Annotated in this window: 20 protein-coding genes, 1 other RNA gene and 1 pseudogene; 11 read left to right on the plus strand and 11 right to left on the minus strand. The window is 46.5% G+C overall.

Annotated elements, in window-relative coordinates:
* Positions 1–111 precede the first annotated feature (111 nt).
* The gene (locus tag HA494_07190; protein ID NHV97551.1) at positions 112–1209 is read right to left on the minus strand and encodes a phosphate uptake regulator PhoU; all 1098 of its coding nucleotides are present in this window, start codon (positions 1207–1209) and stop codon (positions 112–114) included.
* Positions 1210–1481: 272 nt separating this feature from the next.
* Here HA494_07190 and tfb point away from each other — a divergent pair, with 272 nt between their 5' ends.
* From tfb to HA494_07205, 3 genes are all read left to right on the plus strand, one after another.
* Positions 1482–2369, plus strand: a complete 888-nt coding sequence (gene tfb, locus HA494_07195; protein NHV97552.1) for a transcription initiation factor IIB — start codon at positions 1482–1484, stop codon at positions 2367–2369.
* A 95-nt stretch (positions 2370–2464) separates the two neighbouring features.
* The gene (locus HA494_07200; GenBank protein NHV97553.1) at positions 2465–3592 is read left to right on the plus strand and encodes a DNA primase; all 1128 of its coding nucleotides are present in this window, start codon (positions 2465–2467) and stop codon (positions 3590–3592) included.
* An 8-nt stretch (positions 3593–3600) separates the two neighbouring features.
* Entirely contained in the window at positions 3601–4662 is a 1062-nt protein-coding gene (locus tag HA494_07205) for an mRNA surveillance protein pelota (protein NHV97554.1), read from the plus strand.
* Here HA494_07205 and HA494_07210 read toward each other — a convergent pair.
* From HA494_07210 to sucC, 3 genes are read right to left on the minus strand one after another with little or no spacing between them, the layout of a single operon-like run.
* Positions 4654–4968 carry a divalent-cation tolerance protein CutA gene (locus tag HA494_07210; GenBank protein NHV97555.1) on the minus strand — a complete coding sequence of 105 codons (315 nt, stop codon included), beginning with the start codon at positions 4966–4968 and terminating at the stop codon, positions 4654–4656. The two genes, HA494_07205 and HA494_07210, sit on opposite strands and share 9 nt — an antisense overlap.
* 18 nt (positions 4969–4986) lie before the next feature.
* Positions 4987–5901: a succinate--CoA ligase subunit alpha gene (gene sucD, locus HA494_07215; protein ID NHV97556.1), complete on the minus strand. Its 915-nt coding sequence runs from the start codon at positions 5899–5901 to the stop codon at positions 4987–4989.
* Positions 5886–7031 (minus strand): ADP-forming succinate--CoA ligase subunit beta, encoded by a 1146-nt coding sequence (sucC, locus tag HA494_07220; GenBank protein ID NHV97557.1) that lies wholly within the window; start codon positions 7029–7031, stop codon positions 5886–5888. The genes sucD and sucC overlap by 16 nt, the downstream gene beginning before the upstream one ends.
* Positions 7032–7120: 89 nt before the next feature.
* Here sucC and HA494_07225 point away from each other — a divergent pair, with 89 nt between their 5' ends.
* Complete coding sequence (locus tag HA494_07225; GenBank protein ID NHV97558.1) at positions 7121–7504, plus strand: deaminase; 384 nt, start codon at positions 7121–7123, stop codon at positions 7502–7504.
* Between the two features lie 38 nt (positions 7505–7542).
* Here the strand turns inward: HA494_07225 and HA494_07230 are convergent, their stop codons facing one another.
* Together HA494_07230 and HA494_07235 are read right to left on the minus strand one after the other, a co-directional pair.
* Complete coding sequence (locus HA494_07230) at positions 7543–7707, minus strand: hypothetical protein (protein ID NHV97559.1); 165 nt, start codon at positions 7705–7707, stop codon at positions 7543–7545.
* Positions 7708–7763: 56 nt separating this feature from the next.
* Positions 7764–7991 (minus strand): DoxX family membrane protein, encoded by a 228-nt coding sequence (locus HA494_07235; GenBank protein ID NHV97560.1) that lies wholly within the window; start codon positions 7989–7991, stop codon positions 7764–7766.
* 58 nt (positions 7992–8049) lie between these two features.
* Here HA494_07235 and HA494_07240 point away from each other — a divergent pair, with 58 nt between their 5' ends.
* Positions 8050–8355, plus strand: a complete 306-nt coding sequence (locus tag HA494_07240) for a helix-turn-helix transcriptional regulator (protein ID NHV97561.1) — start codon at positions 8050–8052, stop codon at positions 8353–8355.
* Positions 8356–8474: 119 nt separating this feature from the next.
* Here the strand turns inward: HA494_07240 and HA494_07245 are convergent, their stop codons facing one another.
* On the minus strand, positions 8475–9719 hold the full coding sequence (locus HA494_07245; protein ID NHV97562.1) for a PDZ domain-containing protein: 1245 nt from the start codon (positions 9717–9719) through the stop codon (positions 8475–8477).
* 63 nt (positions 9720–9782) lie between these two features.
* Between HA494_07245 and HA494_07250 the strand changes: the two genes are divergently transcribed.
* Together HA494_07250 and ffs are read left to right on the plus strand one after the other, a co-directional pair.
* Entirely contained in the window at positions 9783–10742 is a 960-nt protein-coding gene (locus tag HA494_07250; GenBank protein ID NHV97563.1) for a TIGR00269 family protein, read from the plus strand.
* Between the two features lie 11 nt (positions 10743–10753).
* Positions 10754–11066, plus strand: an RNA gene (ffs, locus tag HA494_07255) — signal recognition particle sRNA.
* 34 nt (positions 11067–11100) lie between these two features.
* Here ffs and HA494_07260 read toward each other — a convergent pair.
* Complete coding sequence (locus tag HA494_07260) at positions 11101–11484, minus strand: 30S ribosomal protein S6e (protein ID NHV97564.1); 384 nt, start codon at positions 11482–11484, stop codon at positions 11101–11103.
* Between the two features lie 141 nt (positions 11485–11625).
* Here HA494_07260 and HA494_07265 point away from each other — a divergent pair, with 141 nt between their 5' ends.
* Complete coding sequence (locus HA494_07265; GenBank protein NHV97565.1) at positions 11626–12096, plus strand: peroxiredoxin; 471 nt, start codon at positions 11626–11628, stop codon at positions 12094–12096.
* A 42-nt stretch (positions 12097–12138) separates the two neighbouring features.
* Positions 12139–12654 carry a gamma carbonic anhydrase family protein gene (locus HA494_07270; GenBank protein ID NHV97566.1) on the plus strand — a complete coding sequence of 172 codons (516 nt, stop codon included), beginning with the start codon at positions 12139–12141 and terminating at the stop codon, positions 12652–12654.
* Here HA494_07270 and HA494_07275 read toward each other — a convergent pair.
* The gene (locus HA494_07275) at positions 12640–13128 is read right to left on the minus strand and encodes a hypothetical protein (protein NHV97567.1); all 489 of its coding nucleotides are present in this window, start codon (positions 13126–13128) and stop codon (positions 12640–12642) included. The genes HA494_07270 and HA494_07275 overlap by 15 nt on opposite strands.
* 76 nt (positions 13129–13204) lie before the next feature.
* Here HA494_07275 and HA494_07280 point away from each other — a divergent pair, with 76 nt between their 5' ends.
* Positions 13205–13489 carry a hypothetical protein gene (locus HA494_07280; GenBank protein ID NHV97568.1) on the plus strand — a complete coding sequence of 95 codons (285 nt, stop codon included), beginning with the start codon at positions 13205–13207 and terminating at the stop codon, positions 13487–13489.
* Between the two features lie 19 nt (positions 13490–13508).
* Here the strand turns inward: HA494_07280 and HA494_07285 are convergent.
* Positions 13509–14922 (minus strand): annotated as a pseudogene (locus tag HA494_07285) (4-hydroxybutyryl-CoA dehydratase).
* 154 nt (positions 14923–15076) lie between these two features.
* Between HA494_07285 and HA494_07290 the strand changes: the two are divergent.
* Positions 15077–16129, plus strand: a complete 1053-nt coding sequence (locus HA494_07290; GenBank protein NHV97569.1) for an alcohol dehydrogenase catalytic domain-containing protein — start codon at positions 15077–15079, stop codon at positions 16127–16129.
* 7 nt (positions 16130–16136) lie between these two features.
* On the opposite strand, the gene HA494_07295 is transcribed toward HA494_07290, so the two are convergent.
* Complete coding sequence (locus HA494_07295) at positions 16137–17990, minus strand: aldehyde ferredoxin oxidoreductase family protein (protein ID NHV97570.1); 1854 nt, start codon at positions 17988–17990, stop codon at positions 16137–16139.
* Between the last annotated feature and the right edge of the window lie 145 nt (positions 17991–18135).

The following is an 18135-nucleotide window of genomic DNA, read 5'->3' on the forward strand; positions in this document are numbered from 1 at the left end:
TCCCGCCACCCATGCCTAAAGCATGTTAGTAGAGGTTCCTAAAATGCTTAGCTGTCCACGATACACTTACCAACACCGCAACAGTTCTGCAGATTCTAACTTGCGCTTATCCTAAGCGTTTTCAAATCTGCATATTTCAGTAGGCTCTTCTAGGTATCGGTTGATCGTGATCTCGCATACGATGCTGCAATGGTCTGCTATCTGCTCAAGTGTACCTATTATTGTTCTGAGGGATAAGTAGTAGTTTAAGTTAGGTACGTTGCAAGCCGCTGGATCTTGGCTGCATTGCCTAATAGTCGTGAATATCTTCTCGGTAAGGTTATTGGCTACAAGGTCTGCGTCATCTACTCTCTGGGCTGATTCGTTGGCAAGCTTCAGATCTAGTTGAAAGAAAGCTTTCATCGCTTTACTGTATATGTCCTCTACAAGCTCAAAAAATTCATAAACCGAGCGCAACACTTCCTCATTAGGGTCGTAACCTATTTCTATCAATCGAAGAATTTCTGTAGCTATGTCTTCTATGCAATCGCCTATCTCCTCGAGAAACTTAGCTACTGTTCTGCTACCAACGATATGCAGAGGATGTTCTATCCCAAGCTTCTTCCCTATCATTCTATCTCTTGTAGCTAAGAGGAGCTGCCTAACCACCAGCCAGTATATTCTATCTACCTCGTTCTCCATATGTAGCACCTCATTAGCCAAGTCTTTCCGCCTCTCCTTTAGACTACGGTAATCTGCATTCAACATCGAAGACGTGATTATATAGAGGCGCCTCAGAAGACCATTTACTGGGAACTTAGTCGGATCAACAAAGTTCTGTAGAGTGGTGTAGGTTAATGTCTGCTCCACTATGCTTATTCCCGTAAGCCGCTGCACAGTCTTTCTAATCTCATCTAGATGCATCTTGCTTAACCCCCTTCTAGAACTGATCTGGATGGTGTCATGCCCGATGATGTACATTCCTGTGATAAGTCTTGTAAGCAGCCCCTCCTCCGTTATCTTATCAGCCTCGACAACTACTTTAACAGGAGCCTTAGACTCTTTACCCATGCCTGGGAAGAGTCTTAGCGTTCCGTCTGCGTCTCTCATTAGAGACACTACGTCGCCTTGCTTTAAGCCTACTTCTTTAACCCAGTCCCTTGGTAGAGAGACGACTAGTGTTGAGTAGCCGACTTGCTGAACCTTCCGAATCTCTAACTCCATCGGCAAGAATATATTACACTTACCGCTATATATCATTTATTATAGCATAGGTGAGAACAGCTATATTATATAGTCCATGATAGCAGCAGTAGCGACATAAATTGTTACAAAAAGGGTCGTCCCTTCTTCTGGTTTGCATAATGAAGTGACGGATGATGTCAAGAAGAGCGGTAGTATATACAATAGTAAAAAAACTTAGATAATGTATATAGAAGCGCCTAGAGAGAGTAGTAGCTGACTTGGCGTCAGAAGTCAAACCCTCGCTCGTTCTAGGTTCGATGAGCATTTGCCCGGTGTGCGCCTCGACCTCCATTATAATTGATAGTGTAGCTGGTGAAGTAGTTTGTAGGATGTGTGGCGCAGTGATTACTGAGAGTGTACCCACCTTTGCCCCTGAGTGGAGGAAGTTAGATGATGAGAGTTCAAGAGCCGGGTTGCCCTGCACACTTCTCTCACACGATAAAGGGTTATCAACGACCATCTCTACATCACTTAAGGACGCAAACGGTAAGGCGATATCTGCTGATGGTGTTGCGACTATCAATAGACTTCGTCTGCTCGATAGGCGCGCAAGCATGCAGAACTCGACAAACCGCTCGCTACATAAAGGGCTAAAAGAGCTAGAGAAGATAGCGGATAAACTTGGAGTAAGCAAGACAATACTGGAACAGGCGGCGTGGATATACAGAAAAGTCCTCAAAGAAGGCTTCACGAGAGGTAGACCCATCCAAGCAACAGCTGCAGCAGCCTTATATGCTGCTTGCAGAGATTTAGAAGCTCCGAGGACTCTAAAAGACTTTGCCGCTATAACGAATGTATCTAAGAAGGAGTTGGCTAGGTGCTATAGAAAGATGCTCTCAGTGGTTGACCTCCAGCTGCCTACTGTAGATCTGATGAAATGTGTGTGCAGAGTAGCTGCGAATGTCGGGTTTGGAGAGAAGGTAAAGAGGAAAGCGTTTGAATTGGTTAAGTTAGCCCAGAAGTCCGGGAACTTGGTGGGTAAAGACCCGATGGGGACAGCAGCAGCGGTTCTTTACATCGCAGGAACGCTGGAAGGTGAGCCTATAAGGCAGAAGGATCTAGCTAAGGCTGCTGGTGTAACTGAGGTAACCATTAGGAATAGATGCAGAAGTCTCAAAGCTTTTGTAAAGATGAACTGGCTGTAAGGTAGAGACAGGTCTGGGTTAGGTTTATATCTATGACCAAACCGCCTACAGTCTGTTAAGCTTGATGTCGCTTAACAGAGTAGGTAGATATAACCTTGCCAGAACCTGGTATAGTAAAGTATCTAGTAAAGCTAAGGTTCGACGTAGAGGGTGTAGTTGAAAAAGCCGATGTGATAGGCGCGATCTTCGGTCAAACAGAAGGACTTTTCGGTCCAGAGATGAACCTAAATGAGCTTCAGAAGTCGTGGAAGGTAGGTAGGATAGAGATTAACATAAGTTCAAAGAATGATAGGACCAGTGGTGAGGTCCTTATACCGATGTCTACAGATATCTCCACAGCAGCGCTCGTGGCAGCAGCTGTCGAGAGCGTCGATAAAGTGGGTCCCTGTTCAGCCCGCTTTACCTTAGTGGGGATAGAAGATGTTAGGGCTGCTAAGAAGAAGCTGATCGTTGAAAGGGCTAAACAGATTCTTAGGGAGTGGGCATCGAAGGCTATGAGTGAAAGCGAGGAGATCGTACGTGACGTTATCGAATCGACAAAGAGGGCGCGTGTAATCGCTTTTGGTAAAGAGGGGCTGCCTGCTGGACCTGGTGTGTATACTGCAGATCAGATAATCGTAGTCGAGGGTAGGGCTGATGTTATAAATCTCCTTAGAGCAGGCTTTGAGAATGTCATCGCTCTTGAAGGCGCCAAGATACCTGAATCTCTAATAAGATTTTTGCGTGAGAAGAAGGTTATACCCTTCTTAGATGGGGATAGGGCTGGGGATCTTATATTACGCGAGTTAGAGCAGGTTGGAGCTAATATTGTGCGTGTGGTCAGGGCGCCTAGAGGTAAGGAGGTAGAGGAACTAACACCGGTTGAGATCATAGAGCTGCTTAAAGAGGAGCCTACATCAACCAAGAAGACGCAGGTACTGCAAGATGCCTTTACCGAGAAGGTAGCTTCTCTCTACGGTTCGCTTAACGGTACCCTGGAGGCTGTGGTGCTTGATGAAGCTCTAAACGAAATTGCGAGGATGCCTGTTAACGAGCTATACCCAAGTTTAGAGAAGGCAAGCGGATACACGCACATAATCTTCGATGGTATCATAACGCAGAGGCTTGTGGATGCAGCATCAAAGGCTGGTGTCAAGACGCTCATTGGGCATAGACTGGGTGAGCTGCAGAATATACCTGAAGGGCTTAGAGTTAACACATTCAAAGATCTCGGTATAGAGTAGCAGCATCTTTGATAATCCATAAGCTCAGTCTGAAGAAGGGCTTCATAGCGTTAACGCCTGAAGATGAAGACGACCTCTGGGCGTTAAGAAGGGTGATCGAACCAAGGGATCTGCTGACTACCTTGACTACGCGTTCTATAAAGCGTCAAGGTGAGTTCATCAGACCGGACAAGGGCGAGCGGATACCTGTACGCATAACGCTTGAGGTGGAAAAGACGACTATAGATAGCAGCCTAAGCCGCCTTAGAGTATTCGGTAGGATCGTTAATGCTTCGGACGAATCGGTCAAGAAGGGTGCTCACCACTCCCTCCTCATAACACCTGAGAAGAAGATCGAGCTTCAAAAGACTGCATTCAGCCATTTACACCTAAACATCTTAAAGAAGGCTTACAGCTCTGAACCAAGCTTTATAATCCTAGCAGTTGATAGGAGAGAAGCAGCGATAGGCAGAGTTAAGGGCGCACACCTTAAGATTATAACCAATATAGAGTCTTTCGCTGGTGGGAAGGCGTATTCAGAAAGCAGTGCAATACAAGCATACTATAGCAAGGTTATCGAAGCGCTTAAGGCAAGCGCTAGAGAAGGTGAGATGATCTACATCGTAGGCCCGGGACCTACTAAAAACGCCCTAGCTAACCTACTAAAGGGTATAAATAAGATAGGGAAGCGTGTTGTCGTAGTCGAAGGTGTGGACGTTGCTGGGGAGGATGGCGTCCGTATGGCTCTAAAGTCGCAGAACCTCCAGCAGCTCTTAAAAGACCATAAGATAGTCAAGGCGTCTTTACTCGTGGAAGAGGTTCTTCAGAGAATCGCAAAGAACGATGGTAGGGTTGCTATTGGGTTAGATGAAGTGGCTAGGGCTGCTGAAGCCGGCGCTGTAGAATATCTTCTCGTCTCAGACAAAGCCTTCGCTGAAGAAGCCAAAGAAGAAGGAATTGTTCAGCTCTTAAATAAGGTCGAATCCACTAGGGGGCAGATCTATCTTTTAGACGCTTCAACAGAGGTTGGGCTTCAGATCTCTGCGTTAGGCGGTGTAGTAGCTCTACTTCGTTTTGTGTTGTCAAGTTAGTGTTTCCAATATCCACTTCAAGTAACCTTCGCCTACACCATCTACGTTTATTTCAAGTAGCTCAGGCACCTCGTAACTATGTGTCTTCAGCACCTCGCTCTTCAGCTGCTCCGCTTTTGTGGCTAATGTCTTGTAAATAACCAAGTACTCTGTAGCATCCTCCGTCTTGCCTTTCCACTTGTAGATCGATCTTACTTTGAAGAATGTGGCGCAAGCTGAAAGCCCCTTCTCGACCGTATTCTTCGCCGCATCAGCTGCCTTCTCCTCAGACTCATAAGTCGTCATAACGACGCATACTTTATCCAAACTCGCAGCCACCTATCTTTACTTAGCACCTAAACGTCTTTTATCGATTACCGTTCTGGTACTGAGAGCATTCTTAAGTAAGAGGGGGATCTGTGAAGGAAGCTCTGCTACGGCAACGCCAGCGCTGGTTAAAGCGGCTTTCTTCTCTTCAGCAGAGCCTGAGCCTAATGATATTATCGCTCCAGCGTGCCCCATTCTCTTACCTTTCGGCGCAGACCTACCAGCAATATATGCGACTACGGGCTTTGATAAACCTTTGTTACGCAGGTAGGCTGCTAACCTCTCTTCGGCATCCCCACCTATTTCACCTATAACTACAACGGCTTCGGTCTCCTGATCTTCTTCAAACATCTTAAACACGTCTACAAAATCTAACCCAATAACAGGGTCTCCACCTATTCCAATCGCTGTGCTCTGCCCAAACCCGCTCTTGGTAAGAGCCCAAGCCACTTCATACATCAAGGTCCCGCTTCTTGACACTACCCCAACCCCGCCTCTCTTGAATAGGTGTCCAGGCATTATCCCAACCTTAGCTTCGCCTGGCGTTATCACACCGGGACAATTCGGTCCTATAACCTTAACATCCTTGCTTGATGCGTAGGCGAGCATCTTCATGGTATCGTGCACAGGTATACGCTCAGTTATTACGATGATAAGCTTGATCTCTGCATCTACAGCCTCGTTTACGGCATCTGGTGCTGAAGGTGCTGGTACGAAGATTATTGAGGTGTTGATGTCTGGGTGTTTATCTAGAGCTTCTGCTACCGAATCGTAGACTGGTATATCATTAACATAGGTCCCACCTTTACCTGGTGTTACGCCTGCAAGAATCTTTGTGCCATATCTGAGCATATGGGCTGCGTGTAAGGATCCCTCCCTACCAGTTATCCCCTGTATGAGCACTTGTGTGCTAGAGTTTATGAGTATTGCCAATTTTTAACCCCCCTACTCGCCTTCACAGCGGCTTCGGCTGCTTCTTCTAAGCTCTCATAATATCCTATACCTGCATCCCTCAGTATCTTACGCCCCTCTTCTTCATTCGCACCAACCAATCTCACGACAGCAGGCACGCCTTTGGTTACTGAAAGAGCTTTCACCAAGCCTAGCGCTACTTCGTCACATCTTGTTATACCACCGAGGACATTCAAGAACAGCACCCTCACTTTGGGGTTTCTTAAAGCTATTTTGAGAGCTTTTTCAACAATCTCCTCCGTCGCCCCCCCGCCTACATCAAGGAAGCAAGCTGGTCTACCGCCAAAGATAGTTACGGTGTCCAGCGTGGCCATAACTAGTCCAGCACCATTTCCAACTATCGCTATATCGCCATCTAATTCCACGTAGCTTAGACCCTCACGCCTCGCCTCCCTTTCAAGCTCGGTGAGATCTTCGTCTTCCTGACCGAATTCGCCGTGCCTAAATAGAGCGTTATCATCGATTATGATCCTAGCGTCAAGAGCTATTAGTGAGCCGTCTTCCGCTAAGGCTAGCGGGTTACTTTCTAGCAGCTCACAGTCAAGATTTTGAAAGAGTGCGTATAGGTTAAGCGTGAGCTCAGTAAACGCTTTGGCTTCTTCTCCTTTCAGACCAATGGACCTCGCTATCTGATAGGCTTGGTGGCGCATAAGACCCACAAGCGGGTCTATATGCCTCTTCACTAGCAGATCGGATCGCGTCCTCAGAAGTTCTTCTATGTCGATGCCTCCAACACTAGACGCTAAAACGATCGGCATCCTTGCTGAGCGGTCGATCGTGAAACCCAAGTAGAGCTCCTCCTTAGCTTTGATCCACTCCTCTACTAAGATAGCCCTCACTTTGAGCCCGTTGATCTCGGTTTTAAAGAGCCTTTCAGCTTCAGACCTCACAGTAGATTCAGAGTCAGCTTTAACCACACCTCCAGCCTTACCCCTACCAGCAACTGTGACCTGAGCCTTCAGCATAACCGGCCCTCCGATAGCTCTGTATGCTGAAACAGCTTCTTCAACGTCCCTAACTAGGATGTGCCTAGGAACCTTCACGTTTACGGTGGAGAACGCTCTAAGCGCTTCATATTCTTGGAGTTTCACACTATAAATATAGCTTAAAGATACTAATATTGTTTGTTCCTCAAATATGCGAAAATGTATTTAAGGTGAGGTTTTACTTAAGGATGGATATGAGAGTCTCGGTCAAGACTGACAAAGCACCTAAACCAGCTGGACTGTACTCACAAGCAGTCAGAGCGGGCGACTTCATATTTATCTCTGGGCAAGTTGGGATAGATCCAGCTACGGGAAGGTTTGTTGAAGGGGGCGTAGAGGAGCAGACTAGGCAGACACTTAGAAACATAGAATCCATACTTACAGCTGCAGGTTCAAGTTTAGACGATGTGGTAAAGATCTCGGTCTTCCTAAAGGATGTTAAAGACTTTCAGGTGATGAATAAGGTCTTTGCAGAGTTCTTTAAGGAGCCGCCTCCAGCTAGAACCACAGTTGGTGTGGAATTTTTTGCCCCAGAAATGCTTGTTGAAATCGATGCAATAGCCTACTCACCGAAGTAAACAAGATGCTGGAAAAAGAAAAGATGGGTGCTTGTCGTCTAAAGCCCTAGTAGAGCATCTAGCGATATGACGCCCCCGCCCAGCACCATCAGAGCTACACTAGATGCTATGATGACTGTATCCAGCTCCCAACCCTTGAGGTAGCCTTTAGTCTGTTTATACTGCTGCTCAAACGCACCCATAGGTATCGGCGCATAAGCCAACTTAGTTAAATAGAGGGTTGTCGTAGCAATCATGTATATTACGAAGAAGATCGCGATTAGCCAAGTAGTCCCAATAGAAGGAATAGTCCTCCGAAGAACTCAAGAATGGCGGCAACTTCAAAGCCGGCTCTCGGAACCCCTACACTCTGCATCATAGGTATCATCTGCTGCCTCGCCTCTTTTACAAACACCTTGGGGTAGCCGTGGATTATCATGAGGACGCCTACAAGCACCCTTATCACCAGCGACGCTAGATCTGAGTATGCAGCTAATCCACCTAGCATGTTGCACTCTAATTTTACTATACAAATTAAACTATAAATAGTTTATACCAGTAAACTGATGGCCGGAAATTGCGAATTTGAGGCAACACTACAGCTCCTAGCTCGTAAGCACACTTTAACTATCCTCAGAGTTCTTGCGGTGAATAGCACTATGTGTTTTAACGAAATCAGAAGGGTTACACGCGTTAACCCGAAGACGCTTACTGACCGCTTAAGAGAGCTTGAAAAAGAGGGGTTGGTTAGGAGAAGCGAGTTGAGGAAGATTCCAAGGGAGGTCAGATATAGCTTGAGTGAGAAGGGTTTTGATCTAGCCAAGGTATTTGAGGTCATCGCTGCTTGGCACCGAAAGTATTCTAACATTTAATTAGGCGAGTGAGAAGCTCATCGCCACAAGCCGTTTCGTCTTTCTTAAAGCTGGTAGGCTGCGATTCGACGTTCTAATGGTTGGTGTTGGACATCTCTCTAAGAGTTGACAGAACCTGATTATTGAGGTAGGAGGTAGGGGAAGAAGAGCATAGAGAGAACTAGGCTGAGGACCAAAAGAGTTACGCCGAGAGTAAGCCGTTTTATAGTCTCTTCACTAGCGATGTTCTTAAGAGAGCCTTGCAGCAGCGCTCTGAACGTCTGCCCCCCGTCAAGCGGGTAGATTGGGAGGGCGTTGAATATAGATATGTTAAAGTTTACGAACCAGATCCAAAAGAAGAGGTTAGCCAGCGTCGGATATAGAGAGCCTAGAGGGGATGAGTAGAAGTGTGACATAAGCTGTGAAAAAGGTATGAGCTGCTGATTAGCGGTTGAGAAAGTAGGCCAAACCAGATACAAGAGGGGATTGACCCTCCAAGCATCCCTGTAATTATCGAGCACCTCTCTGAGCCCAACACCGGTCAACCCGAGATAGCCCTTGGAAGAATTATAGGGGTTTGCCGCAGCTGAAACCTCAACACTATAAGAACCTATTACCTCCCCTCCGGCCAACCTCACAAACCCCAACACAACTGTATCCCCAGGCTTGAGTGTAGAAAGAGTGTTATAAGCATCACCCATATCCTTGGTGCTGACGCCGTTTATCGATGTGAGCACATCACCAGGCTTTATACCAGCCGTATGCGCGGAGTACCCTTCGGCAACCGCTGTTACACCAATTCCATCGACTATAGGTGCTGCTGAGCCGAGTAGTGTAAGCAGAATTAGCAGACTGATTAACGCGACCACCATATTAGACCCAGGCCCTGCTGCGAGGACCCGCCCTGAGTCTCTCGCTCTTGCCGCGCGTATCTCTTTATCATCAACTTCAACGAACGCACCTATCGGGATGAATAAGAAGAAGAGCAAGCCCGTGGACTTCACCGGAAAGTTCAGACTTCTAGCCAAGACGCCATGTGCTGCTTCGTGAATAACGATCCCCACGATAAGTGCCACCCAACCGTATAATAAGGGAAGGTAGGGGTTGAGACCTGGTATAAGTAGGTTTGCAAGGGGTGTAACAGATCTAATATACTCTCTCGCCAAGGCATTAGATACGATTAGGCTGACAGAGCGGATCACGATGTAGAGTCCGATTACGGCTATGATGGGCATAAGGAGTGTAAAGATCCAGCCTAACCAAGGTGTTAGAATGTATCTGCCCAGTCGATCAAGCAGCCTTAACCCACGTTTAGTCTTCACTATTAGAAGTGGTGGTTGGAACTCCACTACACCGAACTTCTTTCCTTCTTTTTCGTCTGGCAACCGTCTTTCTACCGTAGGCTTGGAAGTTCAGATATATAATCTAGTGAGCTGCACTATACAATGATGGCTACGCTTCTGAAGTGCAGTAGATGCGGAGAAGCATCGGTGTATTATAGATACTATTCAGGCGAGAGGCTTTGTAGAAGCTGCTTCATAGAATCGATCATCGAGAAGACCAGACGAACGATCTCAAAGTATAAAATGCTGAGCTACGGCGACAAGATAGGTGTAGCTGTTTCAGGTGGAAAGGATAGCCTAACCCTACTTCATATACTATCCAAAATAACAAGTGGGCACGCTTCTGAAATTGTGGCGCTTATCGTAGATGAGGGGATAGAAGGGTATAGGGAAGAAGCGGTTAAGCACGCCATTCAAACGTGCAACAAGCTGGGAGTAAAGTACCGCATACTCAGCTTCAAAGATGCCTATTCTCTAACATTAGATGAAGCGATCAAGCTAAGGACGGATAAAAGTTTAGCCGCTTGCACCATCTGTGGTGCACTCAGAAGGAGGGCTATAGATCAGTTAGCTAAAGAAGCTGACGTAGATGTCGTAGCCACGGCTCACAACTTGGATGATGTCCTCCAAACCTTCCTCATGAACCTATTCTCAGGCGACATATGGCGGGTTGCTAGAAGTAGAGTTTTAGAAGAAACCTCAGAGTTCTTCCCTGTGAAGCGTGTCAAACCTCTGATGGAGATACCTGAGGCTGAGGTAGCGCTCTTCGCTTATCTTAAAGGTATACCTTTTCAGCGTGCAAGCTGCCCCTATATGAGTGAATCCATAAGGTCTGAGGTAAGATCTATACTAAACGAAATGGAGCTCAGGCATCCCGGCATAAAGTTTAATCTACTCAGATCCTACCTTAAGATCTCATCCAACCTAAAGCTCGAAGCGAAGAGTCTTGTATGCAGTCACTGCGGCTACCCCTCCTCCAATCAAATATGCAGCGTCTGCACTATACTCACTAAGCTCAAAAGTGAAGCAAACAGAGCAAAACGTCCAAATACCACTCAAACCTAAACTTCTCCCGGTGGCGGGGAGGGCTGGGAGGCTAGCCGTCTCCCAAACCTGAAAACGGCTACACGCAGGAGCCAGTAACCACCAGGTAAAACACCGCATCTGAAAAACCCGCCAACCGGATGGGAATGAAGCCGCGCTGCGGTGGGTAGCAGCAAGGAGCACTCCTCTCGAAGGGGAGGGTGTGACTCTCAACCACCGAACCGAGTCAGGTCCGGGAGGGAGCAGCTCTAAGGTGGGGCTGGCTACGCTGCCGCATCTACGTGGTCAACTTCATCTGGTTGGAGATGGGGCTCGGTTGCGGTGTGAATTCTGGTGGAGCCGCCACCTCCGAGCACATATCTAGCGATATTTGATTAGTTTACTTGGTTAGTTGGGTAGATTCCTCTTCTTTAAGCAGCTTCCCCTCAACCAAAACCGCGTTGACTTGATAGATTTCTTCTGTAATCGTGTTACCTCGAACCAGCTTTCGTCTCCTCTCGCCTTTTTCAGCCTTACGTAGCCCCGTTCCCCTTGTTAATAGAACATACTTCTTCACCCCGCCTAAAACATCTGCACGCATAGGGAAACCAGCTTTATCACTTCCGCCAGTTATCTTTATCTTACCGGGTATACCGATGACTTCAGCATCGAATATGTCGCCTATCTTAAGTCCTACCAGCGGTTGAGCCAGCTGATCTTTTAGCTCCTTGCTGATGGATTTACCTGTTTTAGGGTCTGAGACCACTAATTTGAAGGTTGGCAAGCCGCACCAGACAGAGACCCCTACATCTAGCTAAATAAGCGTTTAATGCAAACACACTAACCCAGAGTGTGGTGTTTACTGTATCAACGGTTCATAAGGTCCACAAATCTTAAAGGTTGGGTAAGCGCAAAATAGATTGCTATGACCCTAAAAGTTGGGGAAAAGGCACCGGACTTCACCTTAAGAGACCAAGACCTAAAGCAAGTCAAACTTAGCGATTATCGAGGTAAAAAAGTTGTGCTAGCCTTCTTCCCAGGCGCTTTTACATCGGTGTGTACAAAAGAAATGTGCAGTTTAAGAGACGCTTTACATAACTTTAACAAGCTTGATGCTGTGGTGCTGGGTGTAAGTGTTAATGATCCCTTTACGTTAAAGGGGTTTGCTGAGAGAAATATGTTGAACTTCCCACTTCTAAGCGACTATGATCGCAAGGTTATCGAGATGTATGACATAGTCCACAGAGACTTCGCTGGGCTCAAGGGTTACTCAGCTTCGAAGAGAGCCGTCATATTAGACCGAGAAGGTGTGGTGAGATATCTTTGGGTTTCGGAGGATCCGAAAGTTGAACCAGACTACGATTTGATTCAAGCCGAGCTTGCAAAGATAAAGTAGAGATCAAAAGTTTTAAGAGTCGTCGATGCCGTCTTCGCCCTATTGGCTCTGTTAGAGTTTAACGGAAAAAGACCTAGGCTGGGCAAGGATGTCTATGTTGACCCTACAGCTAGGATCCTAGGTGATGTCGAGTTATGTGATTACGCTGCTGTTTGGTTTGGTTGCTTGGTTAAAGGCGAGTTTAAATCAACAAAGATCGGAAGAAGTAGTGTAATTATGGAGCAGTGTTTTGTGGAAGATACGCACATAGGTGAAGAAGTGCTGGTAAGCCACAGAGCCGTCCTCCATAGATGTATAGTTGAAAGTAGAGTGCTGATAGGAATAGATGCCGTTATCTTAGATGGTGCACAGATTGGGGAAGGAAGCATAATAGGCGCAGGGAGCCTAGTAACGGCTGGCACAAAAATACCCCGTGAATGTGTTGCATTAGGTTCGCCAGCTAAACCGTATAGGGGAGTCGCTGAGAAGGATAGAGAATTGTTCAAGAAGGCTCTAGAGGAAGCAGCTTGGAAGACCTCTCTATATAAGATGATTTTAAGCGGCTCACTCGAGCCCTAACCTTTTGATAAGCCTCTTATGCTCTTCTTCGCTAATCCAATCTACTTTCAGATACTCGATTATCTCCTCCCTAGTTAAGCCTATCCTCTTAGCTTCCTCTACTGTAAAACGGTAAGCTTCAATTTCAATAGGGTTATCGACATAAGAAAGCTCCTCATTAAAGAGCTGCTTACCATCCAAGAACTGTTTAAGATGGTAGAGCTCGTGGATGATATCTAGATAAAGGGTTCTCAAGTCGCTATGCTTTAAGTGGTAGGTGCTTACCAGCAGATGTCCATCAACATCACTAACACCCATATATCCATAGCGTGAAGAAAAGAACTCCACTTTAAGATTGCTTAGAATCTCCTCCGTCCTATCTCCAAAGAGGCTTCGAACAGCAGGGACCTTCTCAAAGCCTTTAAAGTAGTCCGTAAAGCGAAAGAGTTTCGTAGGAACATCACGAATTATAGTTATGTCATCCAGCCCCGCCATCACCCTATTATTATACTCGCCTGCTTAAAAAGAAAACTAAATTACTAGATAACGAGTACCCGAACACAGGGCGAAGATGAAGTATATGGTTGACGCTATGCTCTACGGTTTAGCTAAGGAGCTGCGTGAACTAGGAATCGAGTGCGAGACAGCGTCTAAGCTCATACGGGGCGACGAAGACTCGAGCATAAGTATACCAGACCCTGACATAGTAGAATACCTCTTGAAAACTAAGGGAGAGGTCTGCTTAATAACGCTAGACAGCGAGCTAGCGCAATACTGTGCCAAATTCAACCTACCTTGCATAAGAATACAAGATCTTGTAATAAGGCATATTCTAGAGCAGAGGAAGCGTAGCTGAGATACTCTTCAGCCGGCGGTTAAGCCGGTTTTGACGCACTTACTTTAATCTCTGCTTGAAGATCTTTTATCTTAGCCAACTTCTTTGCTAACTTCTTCTTCTCCTCGATATTCATAAGCCTAGCGATGACTATTCTTTGTGCTTGCGGCGAGCCTGCTCCGTGTAGGGATTCGGTTAAGTAGCCTACCGCATTTCTACCTATAGTCATGTTCTCTATTAGGCGAAGTATTCGAATCCTGTCTTCTGGGTCCACACCCTCCTTCGTTGCCAAGAACTTTCTTACAAGCGGTCCAGTGACAGGATTCTTAAGCTCCTTTTCAGATGGTAGTGTTACTACAAAGCCTCCCGCTAGATCTTGAGCTAACCTAGCTATTTCGTAAGTGAATCTTGTAACGTTGTGTTTACATACGTTTGCAAGTAGAGGATCACACTGCCAGTTCCCAGCCTTCGTCTTATACGATGAATAAGATGATGCTATACCTGTGCCAAATATGGTCTCATTGAGGTGCGCCATCTCAACCAGCTTCTCCCTGATATGACTCTTATCGCCGACGCCGTTATAATCGGCTATAAGGGCGGCAGCGCCTATCAGCACATCACCAACGCCGCTCTTGCACGTATAGCTTCTCCTATGATATGCTGTGAATCTGTCTATTAAGGTGGGTACGAACTCTATCTCACCGCACATAAACACATACTTCCATGGTACAAACACATCCTCGACGACTATCAAAGCTTCCTGCCCAGAGTAGAGGGAGTTACCTGCATCGATCTCCCCGCCATCAACTATTCTCGTATCACAGGATTGCCGGCCATAGATGTAGGTCAAACCAGGTGCATCAACGGGTACAGCGCAAGAGACTGCGTAATCCTCTTCACCAGGTTCGAGGCGCATGGTCGGCATAAAAATCAGCCAATGTGAGTTTATGCAGCCTGTCTGATGAGCCTTTGCCCCTCTTATCACTACCATCCTTCCTCCTCTCAACAACGTGGAGAAAGAGGTCTGGGTCTATCTGTTTTGATGGTCCTACACTTCTATCTCCTTTAGGGTCGGTCATGGCGCCGCCTATTACAAGATTCTCTTCTTGAACATATTTTACAAACTCTACGAAGCGCTTATGATACTCGGTCTTATACTTTTCATCTATCTCATAAGTTACCGAGTAGAGTGTGTTCAAGGCATCCATGCCTACACAGCGCTGAAAGCAGGTGCCTGTAAGCTGACCTAATCTCCTCTGCATCTTGTTTTGCAGCACCACATCTTCTGCGCTCTCTGTTATGTGTAGGAAGCGGTTGACAGGTTTGCCTATTAGAGACGAGTAGGCTTGGCCAAGATGAGGCTCTCTAACGGCAAGATCATAGGTTTCCGCCACCGCATTTATTGATGGTCTGATTATTGGGTGGTCTACTGGGTTCTCTATGAGCTGCCCCATATAGTAGACCTTAAGCTTACGCTTCCTCAGACTCTCTATATATTCTTGTCCGTTTCGGATCGGCACAAGTATTATTATCCACTATTTGGTTTATAAATATATCGCAAAAGAAAACTTTAAACTAAAGCGTAGCGCATATAACAATTGAGTCGTCATGAAGGCTATGAAGCTAGTGGAGTTTGGGAAACCCCTTCAGCTAATCGAAAGCGAACCACCACCGCTGTTAGATGATAATGTGTTGGTTAAAGTTGAGGCTTGTGGTGTATGTCACAGTGACATACATCTAAGTGACGGCTACTATGGTGCCAAAGAGGAGGAGAGGTTGACAATAAGAGATAAACGGATACGCCTACCTTTAACCTTGGGCCACGAAGTTGCTGGGAAGGTAGAAGCCAAAGGAAGAAGTGTAACTGGGTTTGAAGTTGGTGAGCGTGTCGTGGTTTATCCTTGGATAGGTTGTGGTGTCTGCGGCTTCTGCAGAGCAGGGCTTGACAACCTGTGTGAGAGACCACAATCGTTAGGTGTTTATTCTGATGGCGGCTATGCGGAATATGTTGTTGTACCTAATCAGCGCTACGTCTTGAGATATGATGGTTTAAAGCCAGAGGAGGCAGGTGTTTTGGCATGTTCGGGTATAACTGCGTTGCAGGCGGTAAAACGTGCGCAGATTAAGCCGGATGAGATCGCTGTGATAATAGGCGCTGGCGGAGTAGGCGGTATGGCTATACAGCTCGCTAAATCTTTGACAGCATCTACCGTAGTTGTGTTAGATGTGAATGATAAGAAGCTAGCATACGCAAAAACTCTAGGCGCCGATCTCACGATAAATTCGGCTCAACAAGACGTTTCAGCCGCGTTAAAAGAAGCGTTCAAAGGTAAGAGAGCGAATGCTGTTATAGATTTTGTAGGCAGCACCCAGACTGTAGAATCAGCTCTAAAAATCCTCGGAAAGGGTGGCAGGCTCGTAGTAGTCGGTTTATTTGGTGGGGTTCTTAAGATCCAGATACCTCTTCTGCCCATAATGGCTTTCAACATATTGAGCAGCTACACAGGTACACTCACCGACTTACAGGAGATGCTTCACCTTGCAAGCCAAGGGGTGGTAAAACCCGTGATTTCAACGTCATTTCGACTGGATCAAGCCAATGAAGCTTTGTCTAGCTTGCGAAAGGGAGAGATCGAGGGCAGAGCGGTAATAAAACCCTAAACGCTAATCATTCACCCCAAAGATCTCTCGCGACATCGCTTAGACCTAGGGAGACAAGCTTCTCTTTGCTGGGTTTGCTTGTGGCAGCATCCCAGCCACGTGCTTCATAATATTGGGGTAAAAGTTCATCCAACTTAACAACCGCTCCAGCCTTTGTTGGTAGCGTTAGTAGCCTCTTTGGCAGAGTATCTTCGCTCTTGCTGCAGCCGTGCTTAACATTAAAACACTTCTTAAGATTGAATATCTTTTCACCAAGCATCATAACGTCAGCCAAAGAGAGGTTTAACCCAGTTACAGCGTTATACACTTTAAGCATATATTCATTGGAAGGGTAGCCTCGCGCATCTACAGCAAACAGGCACCAGCCTGAGGCTTGCGTAAATGCATTCCAATCCTCTACTTCCTTCACGAGTTTACCCTTGCCTTCCGTGGAGAATCTAGTTTTGAGTTCTCTGAATAGGCTTAACCCCTCTGTATGTCTTCCCCCTGTTGGTGTGCAAGCGTAATGTGCACCTACACCTTGAGCTGCTCTTGGGTCGTGCATGGCTATCTCCAACCCTTTTGAGTGTATAGCGTATTCTTCAGCACTGCCTCCTATTTGCTTAGCAGCCCTTCTAACACCTTCTGCTAATATGTCGCCGATTCCCTTTCTTTCTCCTATCATCTCCAATAATTGCAGCAGAGCCTCCCCCTCGCCAAACTTCAGCTTAAGACCACCTGTATCTTTCTCGCTTAAGACACCTTTTTCAAAGCACTCCATCGCAAACGCTATCACACCTCCTGCTGAAATCGTATCTAAACCGTAGAGGTTACAGAGGTTATTTGCTTTGGCGATAACCTTAGGATCATTGACTCCGCAATTAGGACCAAACGAGGCTACCGTCTCATATTCAGGGCCCTCAACCCCCTCCTCAACTTCATATGGCCCGTCTAGAGCTTTATTGACTCTTCTGCAGCCTATGGGGCAGGCGTAGCAAGTACGGTTCTTTAAGAGGATGGTCTCGTATCCTCCTGGGTATGCTACCATTTCAACATATGCGTCAGAAGGTCCGAAGCTTGAGCCGCTCCAATTATAAGCTGGTACATCACCCAACTGCCAGAAGAATGCGAAAGATCCGGGTGTTCCTCCCTTCGTGAACGATACTACATTCTTGTTAGTCTTAACGTAGTTTGTTATCTCTACCACCAGCTGCTTGAGTGTTGACGGGTCTGCGACGGTCGGATTCTTACTTCCTTTAACAACGACAGCTTTAAGGTTCTTTGAGCCCATTACAGCACCGACACCGCATCTAGCAGCCGCCCTATCTGCTTCATCATTCATTATGGCTGCGAATCTGACCATCTTCTCACCCGCTCTTCCGATGGTGCAAGCTTTTAGTTGCGGTTCTCCTAGATCGCGTTTTATCGCTCTTTCAGCTTCTCTAGCATCCATCCCCCAGTATGCTGAGGCGTCCCTCAGCTCAACCCTCCCATTATATAGGAGTAGAAGCGTAGGTTTACGTGCTCTTCCGCTTACAACAATAACGTCATAGCCACACTTCTTTAATTCAGCTGGGAAGAAGCCGCCACCGCTAGCATCGCCGAAGTATCCAGTGAGAGGCGACTTTGTGACAACGGTGTACCTTGATGCGGTAGGTGCTACGGTACCAGACAAAGGTCCTTGTGTGAAGATTAATCTGTTATCTGGATCTAGGGGTGCGACCCAAGCCGGCACTTCATCGTATAGTAGTCTTGCACCCAATCCTACTCCTCCCACATACTCTCTACACCATTCAGCAGGCAGATCTTTCTCTAGAATCTTACTTGACGACAGATTGACCCACAGGATCTTACCCATAAACCCACCTAACTTTGCAGCCAAGAACTATACCCACAATATAAACTAAAAATACGTTAGATATATTTCTTACGCTAATAACGCCCTGCCTAACTCTTACATAAGGAGCATATGGGATAAGCGGAGAACAAAGAAAGATACCCTAGTAAAGTAACAGGCTACCATCGCG

The sequence above is a fragment of the Nitrososphaerota archaeon genome (assembly GCA_011605775.1).
Lineage (GTDB): Archaea > Thermoproteota > Nitrososphaeria > Nitrososphaerales > JAAOZN01 > JAAOZN01.